Origin of the sequence: Clostridium sp. (assembly GCF_036781005.1) — a bacterium.
GTDB lineage: Bacteria > Bacillota > Clostridia > Clostridiales > Clostridiaceae > Clostridium_B.
Window position 1 is genome coordinate 20,878 of the sequence record NZ_DAIQBT010000017.1, and the last position, 19,932, is coordinate 40,809.

11 protein-coding genes are annotated in these 19,932 nt (G+C 33.8%); 7 read left to right on the plus strand and 4 right to left on the minus strand.

Features of this window, described 5'->3' with window-relative positions; genetic code table 11:
• Window positions 1–237 precede the first annotated feature (237 nt).
• Window positions 238–1,578 (minus strand): D-glucuronyl C5-epimerase family protein, encoded by a 1,341-nt coding sequence (locus V7Q02_RS08615; RefSeq protein WP_333860601.1) that lies wholly within the window; start codon window positions 1,576–1,578, stop codon window positions 238–240.
• A 195-nt stretch (window positions 1,579–1,773) separates the two neighbouring features.
• Window positions 1,774–2,769 carry a 3D domain-containing protein gene (locus tag V7Q02_RS08620; protein ID WP_333860602.1) on the minus strand — a complete coding sequence of 332 codons (996 nt, stop codon included), beginning with the start codon at window positions 2,767–2,769 and terminating at the stop codon, window positions 1,774–1,776.
• A 254-nt stretch (window positions 2,770–3,023) separates the two neighbouring features.
• On the opposite strand from V7Q02_RS08620, the gene V7Q02_RS08625 reads away from it, so the two are divergent.
• From V7Q02_RS08625 to V7Q02_RS08655, 7 genes are all read left to right on the plus strand, one after another.
• On the plus strand, window positions 3,024–3,206 hold the full coding sequence (locus V7Q02_RS08625) for a hypothetical protein (protein WP_333860604.1): 183 nt from the start codon (window positions 3,024–3,026) through the stop codon (window positions 3,204–3,206).
• 39 nt (window positions 3,207–3,245) lie between these two features.
• The gene (locus tag V7Q02_RS08630) at window positions 3,246–4,301 is read left to right on the plus strand and encodes a glycosyltransferase (protein WP_333860605.1); all 1,056 of its coding nucleotides are present in this window, start codon (window positions 3,246–3,248) and stop codon (window positions 4,299–4,301) included.
• A gap of 216 nt (window positions 4,302–4,517) precedes the next feature.
• Complete coding sequence (locus V7Q02_RS08635; protein ID WP_333860606.1) at window positions 4,518–7,271, plus strand: cell wall-binding repeat-containing protein; 2,754 nt, start codon at window positions 4,518–4,520, stop codon at window positions 7,269–7,271.
• Window positions 7,272–7,294: 23 nt separating this feature from the next.
• On the plus strand, window positions 7,295–9,541 hold the full coding sequence (locus V7Q02_RS08640; RefSeq protein ID WP_333860607.1) for a cell wall-binding repeat-containing protein: 2,247 nt from the start codon (window positions 7,295–7,297) through the stop codon (window positions 9,539–9,541).
• A gap of 186 nt (window positions 9,542–9,727) precedes the next feature.
• Window positions 9,728–14,554, plus strand: coding sequence for a DUF5050 domain-containing protein (locus tag V7Q02_RS08645; RefSeq protein WP_333860608.1), 4,827 nt, complete (start codon window positions 9,728–9,730; stop codon window positions 14,552–14,554).
• Window positions 14,555–14,646: 92 nt separating this feature from the next.
• Window positions 14,647–15,327 carry an Ig-like domain-containing protein gene (locus tag V7Q02_RS08650; RefSeq protein ID WP_333860609.1) on the plus strand — a complete coding sequence of 227 codons (681 nt, stop codon included), beginning with the start codon at window positions 14,647–14,649 and terminating at the stop codon, window positions 15,325–15,327.
• A gap of 213 nt (window positions 15,328–15,540) precedes the next feature.
• Window positions 15,541–16,842, plus strand: coding sequence for a homoserine dehydrogenase (locus tag V7Q02_RS08655; RefSeq protein WP_333860610.1), 1,302 nt, complete (start codon window positions 15,541–15,543; stop codon window positions 16,840–16,842).
• A 62-nt stretch (window positions 16,843–16,904) separates the two neighbouring features.
• On the opposite strand, the gene pflA is transcribed toward V7Q02_RS08655, so the two are convergent.
• Window positions 16,905–17,639, minus strand: coding sequence for a pyruvate formate-lyase-activating protein (gene pflA / locus V7Q02_RS08660; protein ID WP_333860611.1), 735 nt, complete (start codon window positions 17,637–17,639; stop codon window positions 16,905–16,907).
• 11 nt (window positions 17,640–17,650) lie between these two features.
• Window positions 17,651–19,885, minus strand: a complete 2,235-nt coding sequence (gene pflB, locus V7Q02_RS08665) for a formate C-acetyltransferase (RefSeq protein ID WP_333860612.1) — start codon at window positions 19,883–19,885, stop codon at window positions 17,651–17,653.
• Window positions 19,886–19,932 lie beyond the last annotated feature (47 nt).

Below are 19,932 nucleotides of genomic sequence, written 5' to 3' on the forward strand. Positions count from 1 at the left end.
TACATAAGTAAAATGTTTAATAGTTAAATATTTTATAACTATATAATTCATAGATTAAATTATATAGTTATAGAAATGAGATTTCAAGAATTAGTAACAAGTTTTACATAATATTTACATATCTTAAATTTATCTTAAATTGTAAATTGAAAAAACTATACAGCATAATTAAGTTGAAATAATAACTAGAGTCCATAAAATTTTATGGACTCTAATTATTATTGGGGAGATATTTCATTAGTATTTTTGTACATAGGAAGTCCAGAGATTTCTGTAGTATTTAAAATCACTGTCTCCTGTTATGATATTTAGAGCATCTAGTAAAGTCAAATGGACTCCATAGTAGTCAAAATTAACTGTGGGAGTTGTACCTGGTTTGGTTACGTAACCTAAATCGTAACATACAAAACCTCCTATGTCATAATAGGGGAGTATGTACTTTAATGTAAGCAATCCTTTTTTAAAATATTCAGATGCTTTGTCACTATACTCTTTGTTATTTGTAATATTTGACCAATCATATAGCCCTATTAAAGTAAACATATGTCCATTTAAAGTATATGAGGGTGGATTTGTTACATATAATTGAAAAAATATATAATCTGCCATCTGCTTTCCCAGGAAACTTAAATTATCCATAGGACCTCCCTGAGAAGTCTTTGTAGTCAGAAAATCAAGGGACAAATTTCCGGCGGAAATATATTTTTTATCTCCTGTAAGGTGATATGCTCTGGCAAATACGCTAAGAGCTTGTCCTTGAGCCATTGCAGATATCCAGCCAGGCTTAAATTCAGTATCATCTAGATAATGTTTATAATTGAAATGGTATCTAATGGCTCCAGTGCTGTCCATATTATCTATGAGCCACTCTGCAGCATTTAAAAATTCCTGCTTCATGTATAAGTTTTCTTTATTTGTTTTTTTAGAATTAAGATATATATTATAGTAGGATAGAGCATATTGATCTATGGTGACAGGGTTATAATAATAATTGCCGCTATAATTTACCATAGGTATTCCTGTTACATCAAATTTTATTATGCTGTCATCTGTATAACTCACTGCATTTTCTATAGACAGATAGTTGTCAAAGGTATCATAATATCCTATGTCCTGGTATTGGTATCCAGAATCCATATAATATTTCTGGTATTGTTCTACTAAATTGAAGTTGTCTGGCTGGGTTAATACATTTTTAATAGAACTGTTTTGTTGTTTTGCAATTAGGTATAGTATATTTGCTTTATCTTTTATGTATTCAGATACTCCCTGGGTATTTAGTATGGTATTATAGCCCTGACGGGCATCTGCATAGTTTCCTTTTAAATTGGTTCCTCTGCTCCAATTCAGTATAATTTCCGCCTTTTCATTCAAACCATTTATAAATCTTTCATCATCAGGGTAAATACTGTGAGCTTTTGAAAGTAACTCCAATGCAGTATAGGGATCTGAATAAGATATGTTGCTTATTTCATTGTAGTAATCATCTGCATTTTGGTAGGCGTATACCCTACAGGGATTAGTACAGATAAAAAGTATTATAAGCAAAAAACTCATATATGATAGTTTTCTAAACATTTTTTAACCTCCTCTTATATGAATAGAATGTGCTAAAATTGTCAGTGGTTGGTGTGTTACTTGCATAGTGCTAAGTATAATACAATAAGTTGAGTTTAACAATCCATTATTTTACTTATAAGGATCATGTAAAATCTTTCAAAGTGTACATAAATTATTATAAAAAAACAACCTCCATTTTCAGGAGGTGAAATATTAGTTTAATATATATACATTTACGGATCTTCTTCCCCAACTCTGTGCCTCGGATTCTGAGGTTACAAAAATATCTATTCTGTTACCTTTAATAGCACCGCCTATGTCTTCTGCAATAGCATAACCATATCCTTCTACATAAACCTTTGAACCTAAAGGAATAACTCTGGGATCTACAGCTATAGTACTATAGCCATTTGGATTCCGTTTAGTGGGAGAACCAGATGCTGTAATGCCATCACCGCTGTATGCTGTTGCAACTACATTTAATACCTGGGAAAATGAAGAAGGCATTCCACCTCGGGATAGGGTTTGACCACTTAAATCACTGCTGCCATAGGCAAGAGAAGTCTGTGCATATAAGGTTTTTGATTCTTCTAATTGTTGTTCTTTTAACTGTTGTTCTTTCTCAGTAGTTTTGGCCAGTAGTTCTTTTTGTGCCTTTATATCATCATTTAATTTAGATAGAGTAACTTCATTATTTGCTTTTAAGGCTTGTAATTTACTATTCTCGTAATATAATGATTGTTTCTGTTTTTCTATGTCCTGTTCATTTTGCTTTAATTTGGCAATAATTTTGTTGTCAAATTGCATTACCCGGGTTATAGTATCCATTCGAGAGATAAAATCACTTAAACTTTCTGAGGATAACAGTACCTCAAGATAAGCATCGTTGCCATTTATGTACATGGCTTTTACTCTATCTCTGAATAGGTTGTTTTGAATTTTGGAATTGTTTTTTGCATCTTCTAATTTAGCTTGGGTACTTTTTATATTTTGAGCAATTTTATTCATGGCATCTTTATTATTTGAAATGTCACTTATAACTTTGTCAATTTGCGTATTTAAAGTATCTATTTTTAATTGCAATTGATTTTTGTCATTTTGAGTTTGAGTTAATTCCTCAGATGTGGAATTTGATGCAGCAGTAATGTTACCACAGGGGATTATCATAAGTGCCAGCGTCATAATAACACATAGGGTTTTTTTATTCAATGTTATTCCTCCTTAAAATAATTATCAAGTCTTAAAAGCCTACTAATGTTTTCTATTATAACATCAATATGTATGAAAACTCAAGTTCTCATATTTTCTGTGTTAAATTTTGGAATAATTATAGGATAATTTTATGGTATAAGAAGCATATGATAAATTACCAATATCTGGAATAGAAAATATTATTACTAAAATTTAAATGGATTTGGTATAATTAAGTTAGAAAATATAGTTAAAAGATAATAGGAGGAAGTATGATATATAATTTGGAAAAAATAATGGATGATGTAATGGAAAAAGATGAAGAAGAAATGGAGATAACTCCTATAAAAGAAGCAGAAAATCTTATAAAATTAGGAATGGATTTATTGACAGTTATAAGGATAACAGGACTTCAATGGGAAGAAATAAACAATATAAAAAAATATATGAATTGACAAATATAACTTTTAATAAATGTTTCAGAGGTGAAATATATGCTGACTTTATGTATGATAGTAAAAAATGAAGAAAATACTCTTAAAGAGAGCTTATCTAGAGCATCTTCCTTTGTAGATGAAATAATCATAGTAGATACAGGATCTACAGATAATACAAAGGATATAGCTTTGGAGTTTACAGATAAAATATATGATTTTAAATGGTGCAGTGATTTTTCAAAGGCCAGAAATTATTCCATAGAAAAGGCATCTAATGACTGGATACTCGTTCTGGATGCAGATGAATTTATTGTGGATTTTTCAAGGAGTAGTGTGGAAAAATTCATAGAAAATCCTTCAAATAGAAACAAGGTGGGCAGGATAAAAAGAATAAATTTTATGGAAGATTCCTATGTAAACAGTAAATACATAGAAAGAATAAACAGACTTTTTAATAGGAACTATTTTAATTATGAAGGTATAATTCATGAACAGGTTGTGGCACTGGATGGAAAGCCCTATGAAACGGAAATGGTGGATATAACAGCAGACCATGTAGGATATACCCTGGAGGCATTAAATAAGACAGGGAAAATTAAAAGAAATATGGATTTGTTAAAAATGGCATTAAAGGATAATTTCGAAGATCCTTATCTTTATTTTCAGCTTGGTAAATCTTATTATATGCTAAAAAATTATAATGATGCAGTAATGCATTTTGAAAAGGCGTTATCTTTCCCGCTGGATTTTAATCTGGAATATGTAGAAGATCTTGTGGAGACTTATGGATATGCCTTGATTAATAGTGGAAGATACCAAGAAGCACTTATACTTGAAAATTGTATTGAAGTTTATTCAAATTTTGCTGATTTTCATTTTATTCTGGGACTGATATATATGAATAATGCTAAATTTACCCAGGCTGTGGAGAGTTTTTTAAAGTGTACCGAGTTTTCTTATGCCAGGGTAGAAGGGGTAAACACCTATGTTGCCTACTATAATATAGGTGTTATATATGATGTGCTGGGATTTAGGGAAGATGCTTTAAAATATTATAGAAAATGTGGTGATTATGAACCTGCACTAAAAAGGCTGAGAGCTCAGTTGAATTAGAATGTAACTATAAAGTATGGAGGTATGTTATACGATAATTAAACAATATACGTATTTTGATATTTAATTTACGCCATGATTTTAATACAGTATTTTTATAAAAAGGTATTAATTTTTTGGATTCTTAAAATGGATAATCCTATGTGGCTGAATTCCCATAGGATTTAAGTTTTAAGGGATAAATTAAAATATTAATAAAAATTTTGGAGGGAAAAATTGCTTAGGAAAAGAAAACAAATACTAACCTTAATATTAGCTTCTGTAATCAGTTCTACCTTGTGCTATAAGGTAAATGCTTCCTATCCTACCCGAAAAAGGCTGGCAGGAGAGGATAGATATATAACTTCTTTGAAAGTGGCACAGGATGGGTGGGATTCTTCCTATTATGCTGTTTTAGCCTGTGGTGAAGATTATCCGGATGCCCTAAGTTCTGTACCTCTGGCAAAAAAGTATGATGCCCCTATACTCTTAACCCATAGAACCTATATAGAGCCTTCCACAGTTGAAGAACTTAAAAGTCTTAAAGTGGGAAAAGTGTTTATAATAGGAGGAACAGCTTCTATAAGCGATACTATATTAAGTCAGCTGAATTCTCTTAATATACAGACGGAGAGAATAGGAGGGGTAGACAGGTATGATACTTCTGTGAAAATTGCAGAGAAATTTGGAAAGGTAAATACACTTACAGTGGCTACAGGAGAGGATTATGCAGATGCCATATCCATAGGCTCTGCAGCTGGAGCAATGGGGGTTCCGGTGCTTCTGGTACCTAAAAATATTATGCCGGAGAGTACTAAAAGTTATATAGAAGAATTAAATACTGTAATAAATTCAGAGTATAATAACAAGCAAAAAGGGCAGACCACAAACAGCAGCAATGAAGGGGAATTTAGAAATATAAAAGTTTTTGTGGTAGGAGACAACAGTGTAGTAAGTGATAATGTAACAAGAGAATTTGAAAACACCTTTAAAGATGATGTAAATAATGAACAGTTCGGATATGTGGAGAGAATAATAGGCAGCGATAAATATGAGAGAAATATAAATGTAATAGCCAGATTTCTTGAAAAATCCACTGGAACAGATGTGAAGTATGATGATGACGACGATGATTATACAAAAACTGACTATTCTACCAAATATGATTTGTTTAGCTTAAACAATATATTTGTGGCATCAGGAGAGGGTTTTGCAGATGCACTGGCAGGTGCTGCAGAAGCAGCTAAAAATAGAGCACCTGTCATACTTTCAGGTGATTCAAACTCAAGTCTTATAAAGGATCTTATTTTAACTAAAATACCCAATTATGATTATGACAGTACCAATCCTGAATACATTACAGTTTTAGGGGGAGAGGGAGTACTGCCAGACTCCAGAATAAGAGAGATTTTTGGGTATATAATTGGAGACAAAAGTGCAAGTACGGGAGATTCATCTGTTACTACCTTTGAGGATTCCAAACTGGAAAAGCTTATAAGGGATAAAGTTGGAAAACCTACTGGAACTCTTACCTATTCGGATTTGAAAAATATCACATCTTTAAATCTAAGCAATGAAGGCATAACAGATATAAGTGGTCTGGAAAATTGTGTAAACCTAAAGAGCCTGGATTTAAGTTATAATCAAATAAAAGATGTAAAGTCTCTTTTGAAGTTATATGATCTTAAAGACCTTAATCTAAGTCATAATAGAATATCAGATGTTTCCTATTTATCCAATCTTACAAGTTTGGAGCAGTTGAATTTAAGTGATAATAATATAAGTGACCTTGGCCATTCAAGGGAAAATAGCAAAGATGATGATGACGATGATTATGATAAAACTAGTGACAGTGTATTTAAAAATATGGCTCATTTGGCATTTTTGGATTTAAGCAATTCAAATGTAAAGTATATCTCTAAAAATTCTATAGACAGCTCCGATTTGGATGAATTGGAGTATTTAATAAGGCTTACCTCTTTAAATTTAAAAGGGACAAGTGTAGGCAGTCTCACACACTTAGAGGAACTTACAACTTTAACTACTTTAAATTTAAGTGATACCAGTGTAAGTAATCTGGATCCTCTAGAAGAATTGGTAAATTTGACTTATCTTGATTTAAGTAGCAATAGCAGTATAGATGGAGATGATTTGGAACCACTGCAGTATTTGACCAAGTTAAAATATCTCAATTTAAGTAATAATAGAATTGATGATTTAACTTATTTAAAAGGACTCAAAAATTTAAATACATTATATTTAGAGGATAATCCAATACAGGATTATACTCCAATACTTTCTTATAAAAATTCTCTTTATTATAGAGACTTTGATATAAGTTCTATAAGTGGAGATATCACATACTCCCAAGATTCTACTATAGATGGGCTAATAAAAACACAGATAAGTGATTTTGAGGATGTTTATAAATATAGTGATTATGACAAGCTGAGATTCAGGGTACTCTATCGTCCCTATGATATAGGTGCTTATAGTGATATACTGGAAAATCTTAAAAGAGAAATGGATTGGCTTAAGAGGCAGATAACTTTAGGGGGAATGTCTTCTTTGGAACTTAAAAATGTAAATGACGATTTGACAAGTATAGAAAATGAAATATCAGATATCAGTAAAAAAGATGCTATGAATTCACAAGTGGCAAATTTGGAAAACCAGCTTTCCTCATCCTATGATGCAAAAGATATGGAGAAGGCAATCAATAAGATTAACTACCAATATGCAGATTACAGGTATGATTATTACAGAACTTTGGTAGAGAGATGTACAGATGATATACAAAATATAAAAGCCCAAATTCAATTAATCGGCCTTCAAGGAACCGGCTACAGCAGCTTAAATACTATTGACAGCCTTCAGAACATGCTGGAGGAAAAACAGAAAGATAAGGATTTTGCAGAAGAAAAAATAGATATGTATGATAGATACAGAAATTTTTTTAATGCTGTAAATTCAGTGTTGGAACAAAATTAAAGGAGGGAGGAACTTACATATTTATGTATAATTTAAAACCAAAAGGCATATTTAAAAGTAAAAAGCTGGCTTTCTTTGTTACATCTATTGCAATTTTAGGCGTTTTGGGTACTAAAGAAGTACATGCTTCACCACAGGTAGAAAGATACAGTGGCATAAACAGATATGAAACAGCAGCCAAGGTTTGTGATGCAGGATGGGACAGTTCAGATTATGCTGTAATAGTAAATGGGGAAAACTACCCTGATGCCCTTGCAGCTGCGCCCCTTGCAGCAAAATATGATGCACCTATACTTTTAACCGGTGCGGATACTTTAAATGCCTATACATCCTCTGAAATAAGCAGATTGAATGTAAAAAATGTTTTTATAGTGGGAGGAAAAGGCGTAGTATCCCAAAGTGTGGAGGATTCACTAAAGTCAAAAGATGTAAAAGTTACAAGACTTTCAGGAGATGACAGATATGAAACAGCCTTGGCAGTAGCTAAAAAAGTAGGTAAGTCCAAGGAAGTAATTCTTGTAAATGGAAATGATTTTAGAGACGGGATGACTATAGCTTCAATAGCTGCCTTAAAAGAAATACCTATAATATTGACAGATGGAGCGTATATGCCAGCGGATGTTAAAAAATATTTAAATAATACCTCCAAAATGGATCAGGTGTATGTAGTAGGAGATGCAAATACCATAAGTGATGAGGCTATAAGCAGTCTTTTCAATGTGAAGAGGATAGGTACAGGTAATGCCTATGGAAAAAATGTAAGTGTTATAGAAGCCTTTGCAGGGGAAATAGATACAAGCACTCTTTACATAGCCTCTGCTAAGGATTTTCCTGATTCTCTGGGAGCATCGGCATTGGCATATAAAACCTCATCACCAGTATTGTTTGTAGATAGTCCCATGGACCAGGCTACTTCAACTTTTCTTAAAAGCCATATAGTGAATAATTTAAAAGTACTTGGAGGGTCAGGTTCTATAAGTTATGATCTAGAAACTATTGCTAAAAATTTGCCTTTGGATATAGGAAGTACAAATAATTTTACAGATACCATATGGCAGGATGAAAAATATACTCCAAGGTCCACTGTGGTAGTAACTGCTACAGATGGAAGCAGAAAGGAAGTTCCTGTGGAGTGGAATTTAACTAATATAGATACTACGAAACCTGGTATTTATACATTTAAAGGGACTTTAAGCGGCAGTGACAAGATTGTATATACTACCCTTACAGTTAAACCTCTTCCTTATAAAATTGAAAATTTAACTGAAACTGCAAGTAGTAAAGCAAGCTATAAGTTGCCATCTACTATTCCTGCCCAGATGACGGATGGTACTACCAGTGATGTGGCTGTAACCTGGGATTATGGTACACAATCTGGAAATAAGCCGGGGGTTTATATATTTAATGGTACAGTGGATAAATATAGTAAAAAGGTTAAACTTACGTTGACGATTACTACAGGGTCTGAAAAAACTATAAAGAGTATTTCAAATATAAAGGCAACTGTAGCTAAAAAGTCTGATTATACCCGACCAACTACAGTAAAAGCTCTAATGAGTGATGGCTCTACTGAAAGTGTGGCTGTAATATGGGGAAATGAAACCAAGTATGGTACCGGAGTATATACTTATGAAGGAACTGTAAGTGGATACAGTAAAAAGGTAGGTCTTATGCTTATAGTTACAGGAGAAGGAGGAACTGATCCAAATGATCCAGACTATCCAGATAATCCTGATAACCCAGATGATTCGAAAGATTTAGGAGAATTGGATGCTATAATGCAGGACGAGTCTTATCCGACTACAGTAAAAGATCCTTCTACTGGAAAACAGGTGGCAGTTACTTGGACAGAGGCCGTTAGTATTGATTCTAATTTTGAGGATAGCGGTGAATATATAGATGATTGTAGAATTGCCAAATTTACTTTAAAGGGTACTTTAAAGGATGGCACGGAGGTAAAAGCTACCATAGGAATTATACCGAGAATTATTACACTTAATGTGGATAACGGCACAAGTAATGTACCGGCTATAGTTATAAATGTCAGAAGAAGTGATTATCCGGGTGGTGCATTTAACATGAGTGATTTATCAGATAGGATAAATGCAGTTATAAAGAAACCGGATGGGATCAGAGAGGCAAAGAAGGTACACATTCTTTTATGGAATCCGCCAGTTATAGATATAAGTGATTCAAATACTTATTATGTTACGGCAACTATAAAATATTATAGTTCACCGGTAACAGTTACAATTAGAGTCACCGATTAACTATTATTGGATTAGGATAGTGTAATGTTGAATTTAACATATAATTTGTCAGATTGGCTATTATAAGTTTTTCTAGGGGTAGGTGGAGATAAGTATTTATCATAAGTAAACTCCATCTAAACCTTTAAATCATTTGATAAAAGAGATATTTTGTTAATTTTCTTTTATATACATGGAGGTGGGAAAATGAATAAGGTAAAAATGTTGGTAATTACTTCAGCTGTTATACTTGGAACAAGTTGTACAGTTAAAGCTGTATTACCGGCAAATTCTATTGTAGTTGGAAGTAATGTTTATAATTTAACATATTTAACTACACATTCAGGTGTTATGCAGACAGTAAATGATGAGATAATGAATAATTTAGGTTCTATATATTACGTGGGTTCAGATGGAAATGCAATGGATATATTTACTGGCTCTACGGTAAGTGACAGCCAAATAGCCGCTAAATCAGGAAATACGTTGACTTATACCACTCAATATGGAACAACACAGAAAATACTTGAAGATGCCAGTGGAGAGTTTCAAACTCCAACAGATCAAAATTCTACTATGTATGCTATAGCTAATATAAATTATAAACAGCTTTCAGCAGGGTTTTATGTGTTTAATTTTAAAGTAAATCAACTTACAGGGGTGAGTAATGCGGCATATTTTAGGGCATCAAATAGTGGATTGGTATCTTTAACAGATACGGCAACTTATGTAGGTGCACTTTCTTCAGGAGATCAAATTCATATATATGCCAGTGATGGAATTACTGAACTGGCCTTTGGCACAATAGGCTTAAGTACAAGTGGCGATACAACAGGACAGCAGAATCTTAATATTACACTTACTTCCACTGCAGCAGCAGATCCAGATGATGATTCAATCAAAGGCAATACTGCTGTGAATATAGTTAACACTGGATTTGCAGCAGTAGATGAAAACAATCAGTGGATTTATTACAGCAATACAGCGGATAAGAATAAGCTTTACAAGCAGAATGTAACAGGCGTAGATAATTATGTTATAAGCGATGACAATGTAAAATACATTAATGTAGTTGGAGACTGGGTATATTATAGTAATTATGATGATAATGGGGCAATTTACAAGGTGAGAACAGATGGTACCCAGAGGCAAAAATTAAATGATAATATGGCATCTTATATTAATGTAATCGGCAGTAAAATTTACTATATAAATAACTCTGACAGGGCGAGGATATATGTTCTTGATTCACAGGGGGAAAGACAGCTTATTGGGGATTCAGCATCTGCATTAAGTGTTACGGGAAATTTCTTATTTTATATAAATCAATCAGATTCAAATAAATTGTATAGTTATAATATATCAAATGCTACAAAGTCCAAAATAAGTGATGTAAAGACTAAATTTATAAATGCTACATCAGATTATCTTATATTTTACACCGGATTAGATGGAGTTTTGTATAGATCCACTAATTCTGCGGGACAAACTGCCATTCCAATGTCTGTGGTTACAAATATAGCTCAGAAGGCTTCAAGTACCGGTACCAGTTACAAATCCACCAGTGATATACTAACTATACTGTGTGCTTTAGATGATGATAATATTTATTACACAAGTAATGCGGATAAAGGTAAAATATACAGATTAGATCAAACTGGCAATGGATATAAGCTGGTGGACGATTCTGCAGATTATATGAATATAATAAACAGCACTCTTTATTATATAAAAAATGGAAAAGCATATACTGCATCTTTAAATGGCAGCAGCAGTAAAAAGGGAACAGCTGTGAAAAAGCCTAAGCTTACTGTGAAAGTGTCTTCTATAGAGCCACTACCTTCATTTACAACATCAGATATAAATACTTTTAGTTTCCCAGATAGAGTTTCCTGTATAATGAGTGACGGAAATATACAAGAAATTGTAGTTAATTGGGATAAAACTATACCAAGTCCTAAAAAAGGAGTGTATACTTTTAAAGGAACTTTATTGGGATACGGAAACAAGGTTAATATATCTGTGGTGCTGGATTCTGGTACTATAGATGTTACAAATAATAATGTTGTAGTTACAAATAATGTAGGAAGTACTGATACAGTAGCTGTATCTAACTTAACTCCGGGAGATATTATTGGCGTATATAATGATTATACAGCTACAAAGGCACTGAAATCAGCAACTGCCGATGCCAATGGCAATGTTAATATTACTGGATTGAATTTAGATTCAAGCGGAGGATATTTATATTTAACTATAACTAAAAGTGGAAAAGCTGAAGGACAAAAGATTACAGTACCTTATGGTCCGGAAGCTCCAACAAACTTTACAATAGATGCACAGAATGGTAAAATTACAGGACTAAAATCAGGGTACAAATATAAAGTTTATCTAGATAGCAAAGATAGTAGTGGAAAACTGCCTAGCATAAGTTCAGCCAACCTTTTGAATAGTACACCACTTTCTGTAGATCCCAGCGGAACTATAAGTATAGATTTGAAAACACCGATAGGAAATTCTACAAGTCTGATGCTGAGGCTTGTTGCCGTTAGCGATACTACATCGGCTTCCAGCAATCCATCAGCTGCAGTAGAAGTAGGAAAGCAAGTTGTTCCAGATTATGTATCCACAGATTTGAATCTTGGAAGAATCACTGGAACTACCAATTCCATGCAGTACAGTTATGATGGCAATACTGCATGGGCTGACTGTACAAATGGTACTACTCCTATTTCTATGACCAGATCATTACAGGTATTTGTTAAAATGAAGGCTAATGGAGCTTATCTAGAAAGTGATGTTAAACAATTACCATTGTTCCCGGCACCTGTAATAACAGGAATTACAGATGGAAGTACTTATGCTACAGCACCTACCATAGGCTGGCCTGTGGATGATTCTGATAAGAGTGATTTAGTAACTACTAAATATAGTTTAAAATTAGAAAAAGTAACAGTTGATTCTAGTGGAAATAATGTTTATTCAACAATAAGTCTTGGAACTTTATCAGGTAATTCCCTTGATTTATCAACTATTGCAGCTTTGAACAATCCATCTTTAACTGGAGATAATTACAGGCTAACGGCAACTGCTACCAGGAATATTTATAGCACTAGTAGTGATACTTCTCCTGCACAGACAGCAGATGCAAATACAATTATAAGTTTTACATTAAGTTCTGCTAAACCGGCACCTGTTGATATAACATTTACTGAAACTCCAGGAACTAAGGATAATAGTGACAATCCTGTGACTACAGATCCATTTACTTACTATCAGGCAACACCAACATGGAGTGATTTAGCAGGAACCTATAGTTCATCCACTATTACAATGACAAAAACTGCATCAGGTACGGCTGGAATTGTAACCTATACAGATGTATCTTCACCGGCTGAAGTAGCTTTTGTTAAAGGAACTACCATAACTCAAAATGGTCAATATAAACTTAAGATTATAACTACAAATAGAGAAAATGGGGCAACTACTGAAACTACAAAAATATTTAATGTTGAAAGTATTGATAAGGCACTTTCTCCAACGGTGACAAGTATAACTGAAGGAGGAGTTTATACGGCTCTTACATCTAGTACTGGCAATGCAATAAAAATAAAAGATGTAGCAAAGTGTGTAACTAAGGCAACTATAATGAGGGATGGATATACAACTGATTATATAATACCAGCTTCTGGTTATATTGGTGGAGGTACTCAAACAGGAGGAGATTTAACAGTTAATGGAAATTATGTGTTGATTTTGAATACAACCAATAATATAAATGGAGCTACCACTGAGAAAAAAATTACCTTTACAATAAATAGTGGGACTACAATACCAACAGGAGTCAATTTTGATTTTGGTACCGGTATTCTCAGTGGAGTTACTACAGATGAAGAATACAGCTTAAATGGAGGAGGGGCATGGACTTCAGTAACGTCATCAGGAAGTCAGACACTTACATCAACTGAAATAAATATATTAAATAATGATCCTAACAATAAAATTTTAGTTAGATATAGGGCTAATGGAAGTACACCAGCTTCAGCTCCTCAAATTATTACTTTAACTAAACCAAATGCACCAAGTGGAGTTACATTCTCCTTTGATGGAACAGATGTAGGTAAATTGAAGAATGCAACAACTGATATGGAGTACTCATTGGACGCAGGAAACAGTTGGACAGCTATTACTGTTGATAGCCCAGATTTATCATCAGAAATATCCAGTATCACAGCTTCTAATGATATAAGGGTACGTACGAAAGCAGCAGGAACAAATAAAGCATCAGATCCACAGATTATTGACATTGTTCAGGCTTCACCGCCAAGTGTAACATCTTCTATAGATCTTACTGGAGATATATCAATAACTGGGACAACATCGGCAATGGAATACAGCAACGATGGAGGAAGTAGTTGGACAGATGCTTCATCAACAATATCCATTACTTCTATGTCAGCAGGAAGTACTATTCAGATAAGAAATAAAGCATCAGGTACGGCAATGGCAGGAAATCCTACTGCTATAACTGTACAGGCAGCACCAGCAGCTGGTATAGATTATTCGGCAGAAACCATAACAGGTGTTACCAATGCTATGGAGTGGTCAGAAGATGGAGGAAGCACATGGACAGATGTCAGTGGAACTTCAATTGACTTAAGTGGCATTATACCAGCTAGTGGTTCAACAACTGTATATGTAAGAAATAAAGCAACTTCCACAACATTAGGATTGAGTAAAACTGTAATTGTTTCTGCAAAACCAGCGGAGCCAGTGGCATCAGATGTAATAATTCAAGCAGGTCCCTTAGGAAAAACATCAATAAATGTTGGCAGTACTTTAGAATATAGAATAGTAGACAGTACTGGAAACACTGTAAAACAGGATTGGACAGCTGGTACAAGTATTTTAGTAGAGAGTACAGCAACAGTTATTGCAGGCGACAAGGTTCAAGTAAGAGTTAAAGCTACAGGAAGTTCTTTTGTAAGTGATTACTATGAGCATGAATTGGTATCAGGAGAGATAGGGAGTTAATGCATCACAACAGGTAAGGAATAAGGTTATTATAAAGAGGAAGGTATACCTTCCTCCTTGAATTAATACCCCAAAAAGGAGGAAAAGAAAAATTGAACAAGTTTATAAAAAAAGCTGCTTTTATTTTGATATGTGCAGTGATTTACTCTATTTCTTACGGCATCTTCAGTGTTTCAGCAGAAGAAGATGTTAACGATATGGGAAACAGGGTTATAAGTAATGTGAACAAAATATGGACGGTGAAATTTAAATCGCCGGTAGATATGGATTCTTTAAATAATAGTGTGGGTATAAAAGATATTACAGATGGAGGTGACGTTGACATAAGTATTTCTGCAGGGGATGATGAAAATTCTGCAAGTATCAATCCACCTTCCGGAGGATATAAATTATCACATAACTATAAGCTTACTATAAATAAAAATGCTAAATCTAAAAGTGGACAGAACCTGCCAAAATCTGCTGTATTGAATTTCAGCGTAGCTTCCAAGGATAATAATGGATATACTGCTTCGGCCAATGTAACAGTTTCTCCAGTTCTTCCTATATTTAAGCAGATAAGTATATCCACTGATTTACCTTCTGCTGTCAAGTATAAAATAGAAGGTAATAGCAACTTATTTGATGTTGGAAGCAATATGGTTTTATTTGCATCACAGGACACAGTAAAAGTTTATCTATACGATAATAAACAGAATCTGCTTGGTACTTCTACACTGGATGTGAGTACCACCAAAGATAATATTACCACAAATATAACTCTGGCAGATTAAACCTATAATAAGCTATAAAAGAAATATAAACGGGAATAAAACGAAAAAGACATATAGAAAAAGACATATAAATGACAGGATTAACCTTAACTTGTCATTTATATGTTTTTATATGGCTAATAAGCTGGAAATATGCTATAATAATCCTGTTTAAAGGAAGCATAAAATGTTTTGTAAATATAGATATTAAAATGTAGGAGGGAGAATAGAAATATGAAAAAAGTGAAAATAGCTTTAATGGGACTTGGCAATGTAGGAACGGGAGTTTGGATGATTTTAAATTCCAATAAAAAAGAGATAATGAAAAGATCCGGCTATGATGTGGAAGTGGCAAAAATTCTTGTGAGAAATAAAGATAAGAAAAGAGATGTGGAAGTTCCAGATGAAATTGTAACCACGGATTTTAAGGATATACTAGAAGATGATTCAATTAAAATTGTAATTGAAGTTATGGGCGGAATAGAACCTGCTAAAGAATATATGTTAAAGTGCATGGATAAGAATAAACATATAGTAACTGCCAATAAAATGCTTATTGCAACAGAGGGAGATGAGCTTTTTCAAAAAGCTCATGAAAAAGGTATAGTATTTAACTATGAAGCCAGTGTGGCAGGAGGTATTCCTATAATAAAGGGAATAGAAGAGAGTCTTACTGCCAACAAAATTGAAGAATTCTATGGAATAGTAAATGGTACCACAAACTATATTTTGAGCAAAATGCAGCTGGAAAGGCTGGATTTTAATGTGGCTTTAAAGCAGGCCCAGGACATGGGATATGCAGAAGCTGATCCTACTTCTGATATTGAAGGATTTGATGCCCAGTATAAGCTTGCTATACTCTCATCCCTGGCATTTGGAACAAAGGTGGATGTAAATAGTGTGTACAGGGAAGGTATTACAAAAATTAAATCCATAGATATGAAATATGCCAAAAAGTTTGATATGGTAATCAAGCTCCTTGCCATTGCAAAAGAAAATAATGGAAAGCTTGAACTTAAGGCTCAGCCTACAATGATTCCAAAAGAACACCCTCTTGCAAATGTATATGACTCTTTTAACGCCATATTTATAAAAGGAAATGCAGTGGGAGATCTAATGTTTTATGGAAGAGGAGCAGGAAGTCTTCCTACAGGCAGTGCTGTGGTAAGTGACATTGTTGCCATACTGAGAAGCAATGTAGATGTAGCAAATTATAGTCATATAGCACAAAATGATCTATGGCACAGGGAAGTGCAAAATATTAGTGAAAGCCAGAGTAAATTCTATATAAGAATTACTGTAACAGATCAGCCAGGAGTGCTGGGGGAAATAACAACAACTTTAGGAAAATACAATGTAAGTCTCCGTTCTGTAATACAAAAAGGAGAGGAAAACTCAAAAGGTGAAGTGACAATAGTGTTGTTTACCCACAAGAGCAGTGAGGCAGATGTGAATAATGCCAAGAAAGAACTTATGAGTTTAAAATCAGTAATTACAATAGATAATGTTATAAGAATAGAAGATTTTAAAAATTAGGTATAATTTAAAAGAGTTAAGTTAAGCCCCTGGTAAAAATTTAGTTTTTATAGGGGCTTAATTTACTTTGTGATTTTTAATTTTAATTTATCTATAAGGTAGTTTTCAAAGATTTTTCCCCGGGCTATATCCATACTGTTTATACCTTTTAGCCTATAGGGTATTTTTAAATTATCATATTTATTTACCCCCAGTGTGTGGTAGGGAAGAATCTCGAAATTATCTATTCTATCTAGGGGTATATTACTTTGAATTATATCTGCAAGTTTATCCATGGCTTGAAAGCTGTCTGTAATTCCAGGTACCATTACATGTCTTAACCACAGAGGGCAATTTGTATGGTTCACATATTCAAGAAAGTGATAAAATTCCTCCATGGAACATCCCGTCAAATCTCTATAGCCTTTTTCATCTACATGTTTTATATCCAGAATTACAAGGTCTGTATATTTTAAAATTTCTTCATAGTTTCCCTTTCCAAAGCCTGAGGTGTCCAAGGCCGTGTTTATGTTGTTTTCTTTGCACAGTTTGAAAAATTCAAGCAGGAATTCAGGTTGCATAAGAGGTTCTCCTCCAGAGCAGGTAACCCCTCCGCCGGATTTTTCAAAGTACACCTTGAATTTTGATATTTTTTTTATAAGTTCATCAGCTGTTATTTCCTTGCCATCATCCATAATCCAGGTGTCTGGATTATGGCAGAAGGCACATCTTAATCTGCATCCTTGAAAAAATACCACCACTCTTATTCCAGGACCGTCTACCAGTCCCATGGTTTCTATGGAATGAATTTTCCCCATAAAATCACCTTTTAAACTCTTTCATGGAAAGTTCTTTTGATTACTTCTTCCTGCTGCTCTTTTGTAAGTTTTATAAAATGAACTGCATATCCTGAAACACGTATAGTTAAAGTTGGATATTTTTCAGGATTTTCTACAGCATCCAACAGGGTTTCACGGTGCATTACATTTACATTTAAATGGTGTGCCCCCTTTGAGAAATATCCATCTAAAATGGAGACTAAGTTATTTGTTCTTGTATTCAAGTCTTTTCCAAGGGCCTCTGGTACAATGGAAAAGGTGTTTGAAACACCATCCTGACATACAGAACGGTAAGGTATCTTAGCCACGGAATTTAAAGATGCAAGAGCACCTTCTTTGTCTCTTCCGTGCATTGGGTTGGCACCTGGGGCAAAAGGTTCTCCTGATTTTCTCCTATCTGGTGTGGACCCTGTCTTTTTACCGTACATTACATTTGAAGTTATGGTAAGTACGGAGAGGGTATGTTCTGCATTTCTATAGGTTTGGGTTTTTCTGAGTTCATTTATGAATTTATTTACAATTTCAACAGCTATATCATCTACCCTGTCATCGTCATTGCCATACTTTGGAAAATCTCCTTCTGTTTTAAAAGCCACTGCTATGCCTTTTTGGTTTCTGATTGGGGTAACTTTTCCATATTTTATGGCACTTAGTGAATCTGCTGCTACTGAAAGGCCGGCTATACCGCAAGCCAGGAATCTGTGGACTTTGGTATCGTGAAGAGCCATAAGTCCTGCTTCATAAGCATATTTATCATGCATATAATGAATTGTGTTAAGGGCATTTACATATAATTTTGCCACATATTCAAGTACCTTAAAATAATTTTTCTTTACCTTTTCATAATCTAGAATTTCATCTTCCATTTTTTCTATATGAGGTACTATTTTTTCAAAGGTTTTTTCATCTGAACCCTGGTTTATGGCATATAAAAGGGATTTTGCAATATTGCATCTAGCACCGAAAAATTGCATTTCTTTTCCAAGAGCCATGGCAGATACGCAGCAGGCTATACCATAGTCATCTCCATACACAGGTCTCATAAGGTCATCATTTTCGTATTGCAGTGCGTCTGTTTCAATAGACATTCTGCTGCAGTATTTCTTAAAAGGTTCCGGCAGATTTTGTGACCATAGTATTGTTATATTTGGTTCAGGGGCAGATCCTAGATTTGTAAGGGTATTTAAAAATCTATATGAGTTCTTGGTAACCAGTGTCCTTCCATCTATGGACATACCACCTATACATTCAGTTACCCAATTAGGGTCTCCGGCAAATAGTTCATTGTAGTCTGGAGTTCTTAAATGTCTTTCAAGTCTTAATTTTATTACAAATTGATCTATAAGTTCCTGAGCTTCCTGTTCAGTTAAAGTTCCTTCAGCAAGATCCTTTTCAATATATATATCCAAAAATGTGGAAACTCTTCCAAGAGACATTGCAGCTCCATTATTTTCTTTTATGCCTGCAAGATAGCCAAAATAAGTAAATTGCACTGCTTCCTTTGCATTTTTAGCTGGATTTGATATGTCTATTCCATAACTTGCAGCCATATTTTTAATTTTGTAAAGAGCTTTTATCTGCTCTGATACTTCTTCTCTCTGTCTTAATATATCCTCCAGCATATTATCACTTTTTAAGGACTTTAAATCTTTTTTCTTCTCTTCAATTAAATAATCTATTCCATAGAGTGCGACTCGTCTAAAGTCACCTATTATTCTTCCTCTTCCGTAGGCATCTGGAAGTCCTGTTATAAGACCCACATGTCTTGCGGCTCTTATCTCTTCTGTATATGCATCAAATACACCTTCATTGTGGGTTTTTCTATACTTTGTAAATATAGTATTCATATTTTCATCAATTTTGTATCCATAATCCGTAAGGGCATCTTTAGCCATTTTTATTCCACCAAAGGGATTTACTATTCTCTTAAGTGGGGCATCTGTCTGCAGTCCTACAATAACTTCATTTTCCCTGTCTATATAACCAGGCTTGAAATTATCAATTCCAGATACAGTATTTGTATCTACATTTAATACACCGCCATTTTTAATTTCCTCTAAAATAAGTTTTTCAGATTTTTTCCACACTTTTTTAGTTTTTTCCGTAGGAGAGGTTAAAAAACTTTCATCTCCATTATAAGGAGTATAATTTTTTTGTATGAAATTTCTTACATTAATATTTTCCATCCAATTTCCTGAATTAAAATTTTTCCATTCTTTTTTCATAAAAGCCCCTCTTTTCAATAATATTCTGGTAATTTGTAACAGGTTAA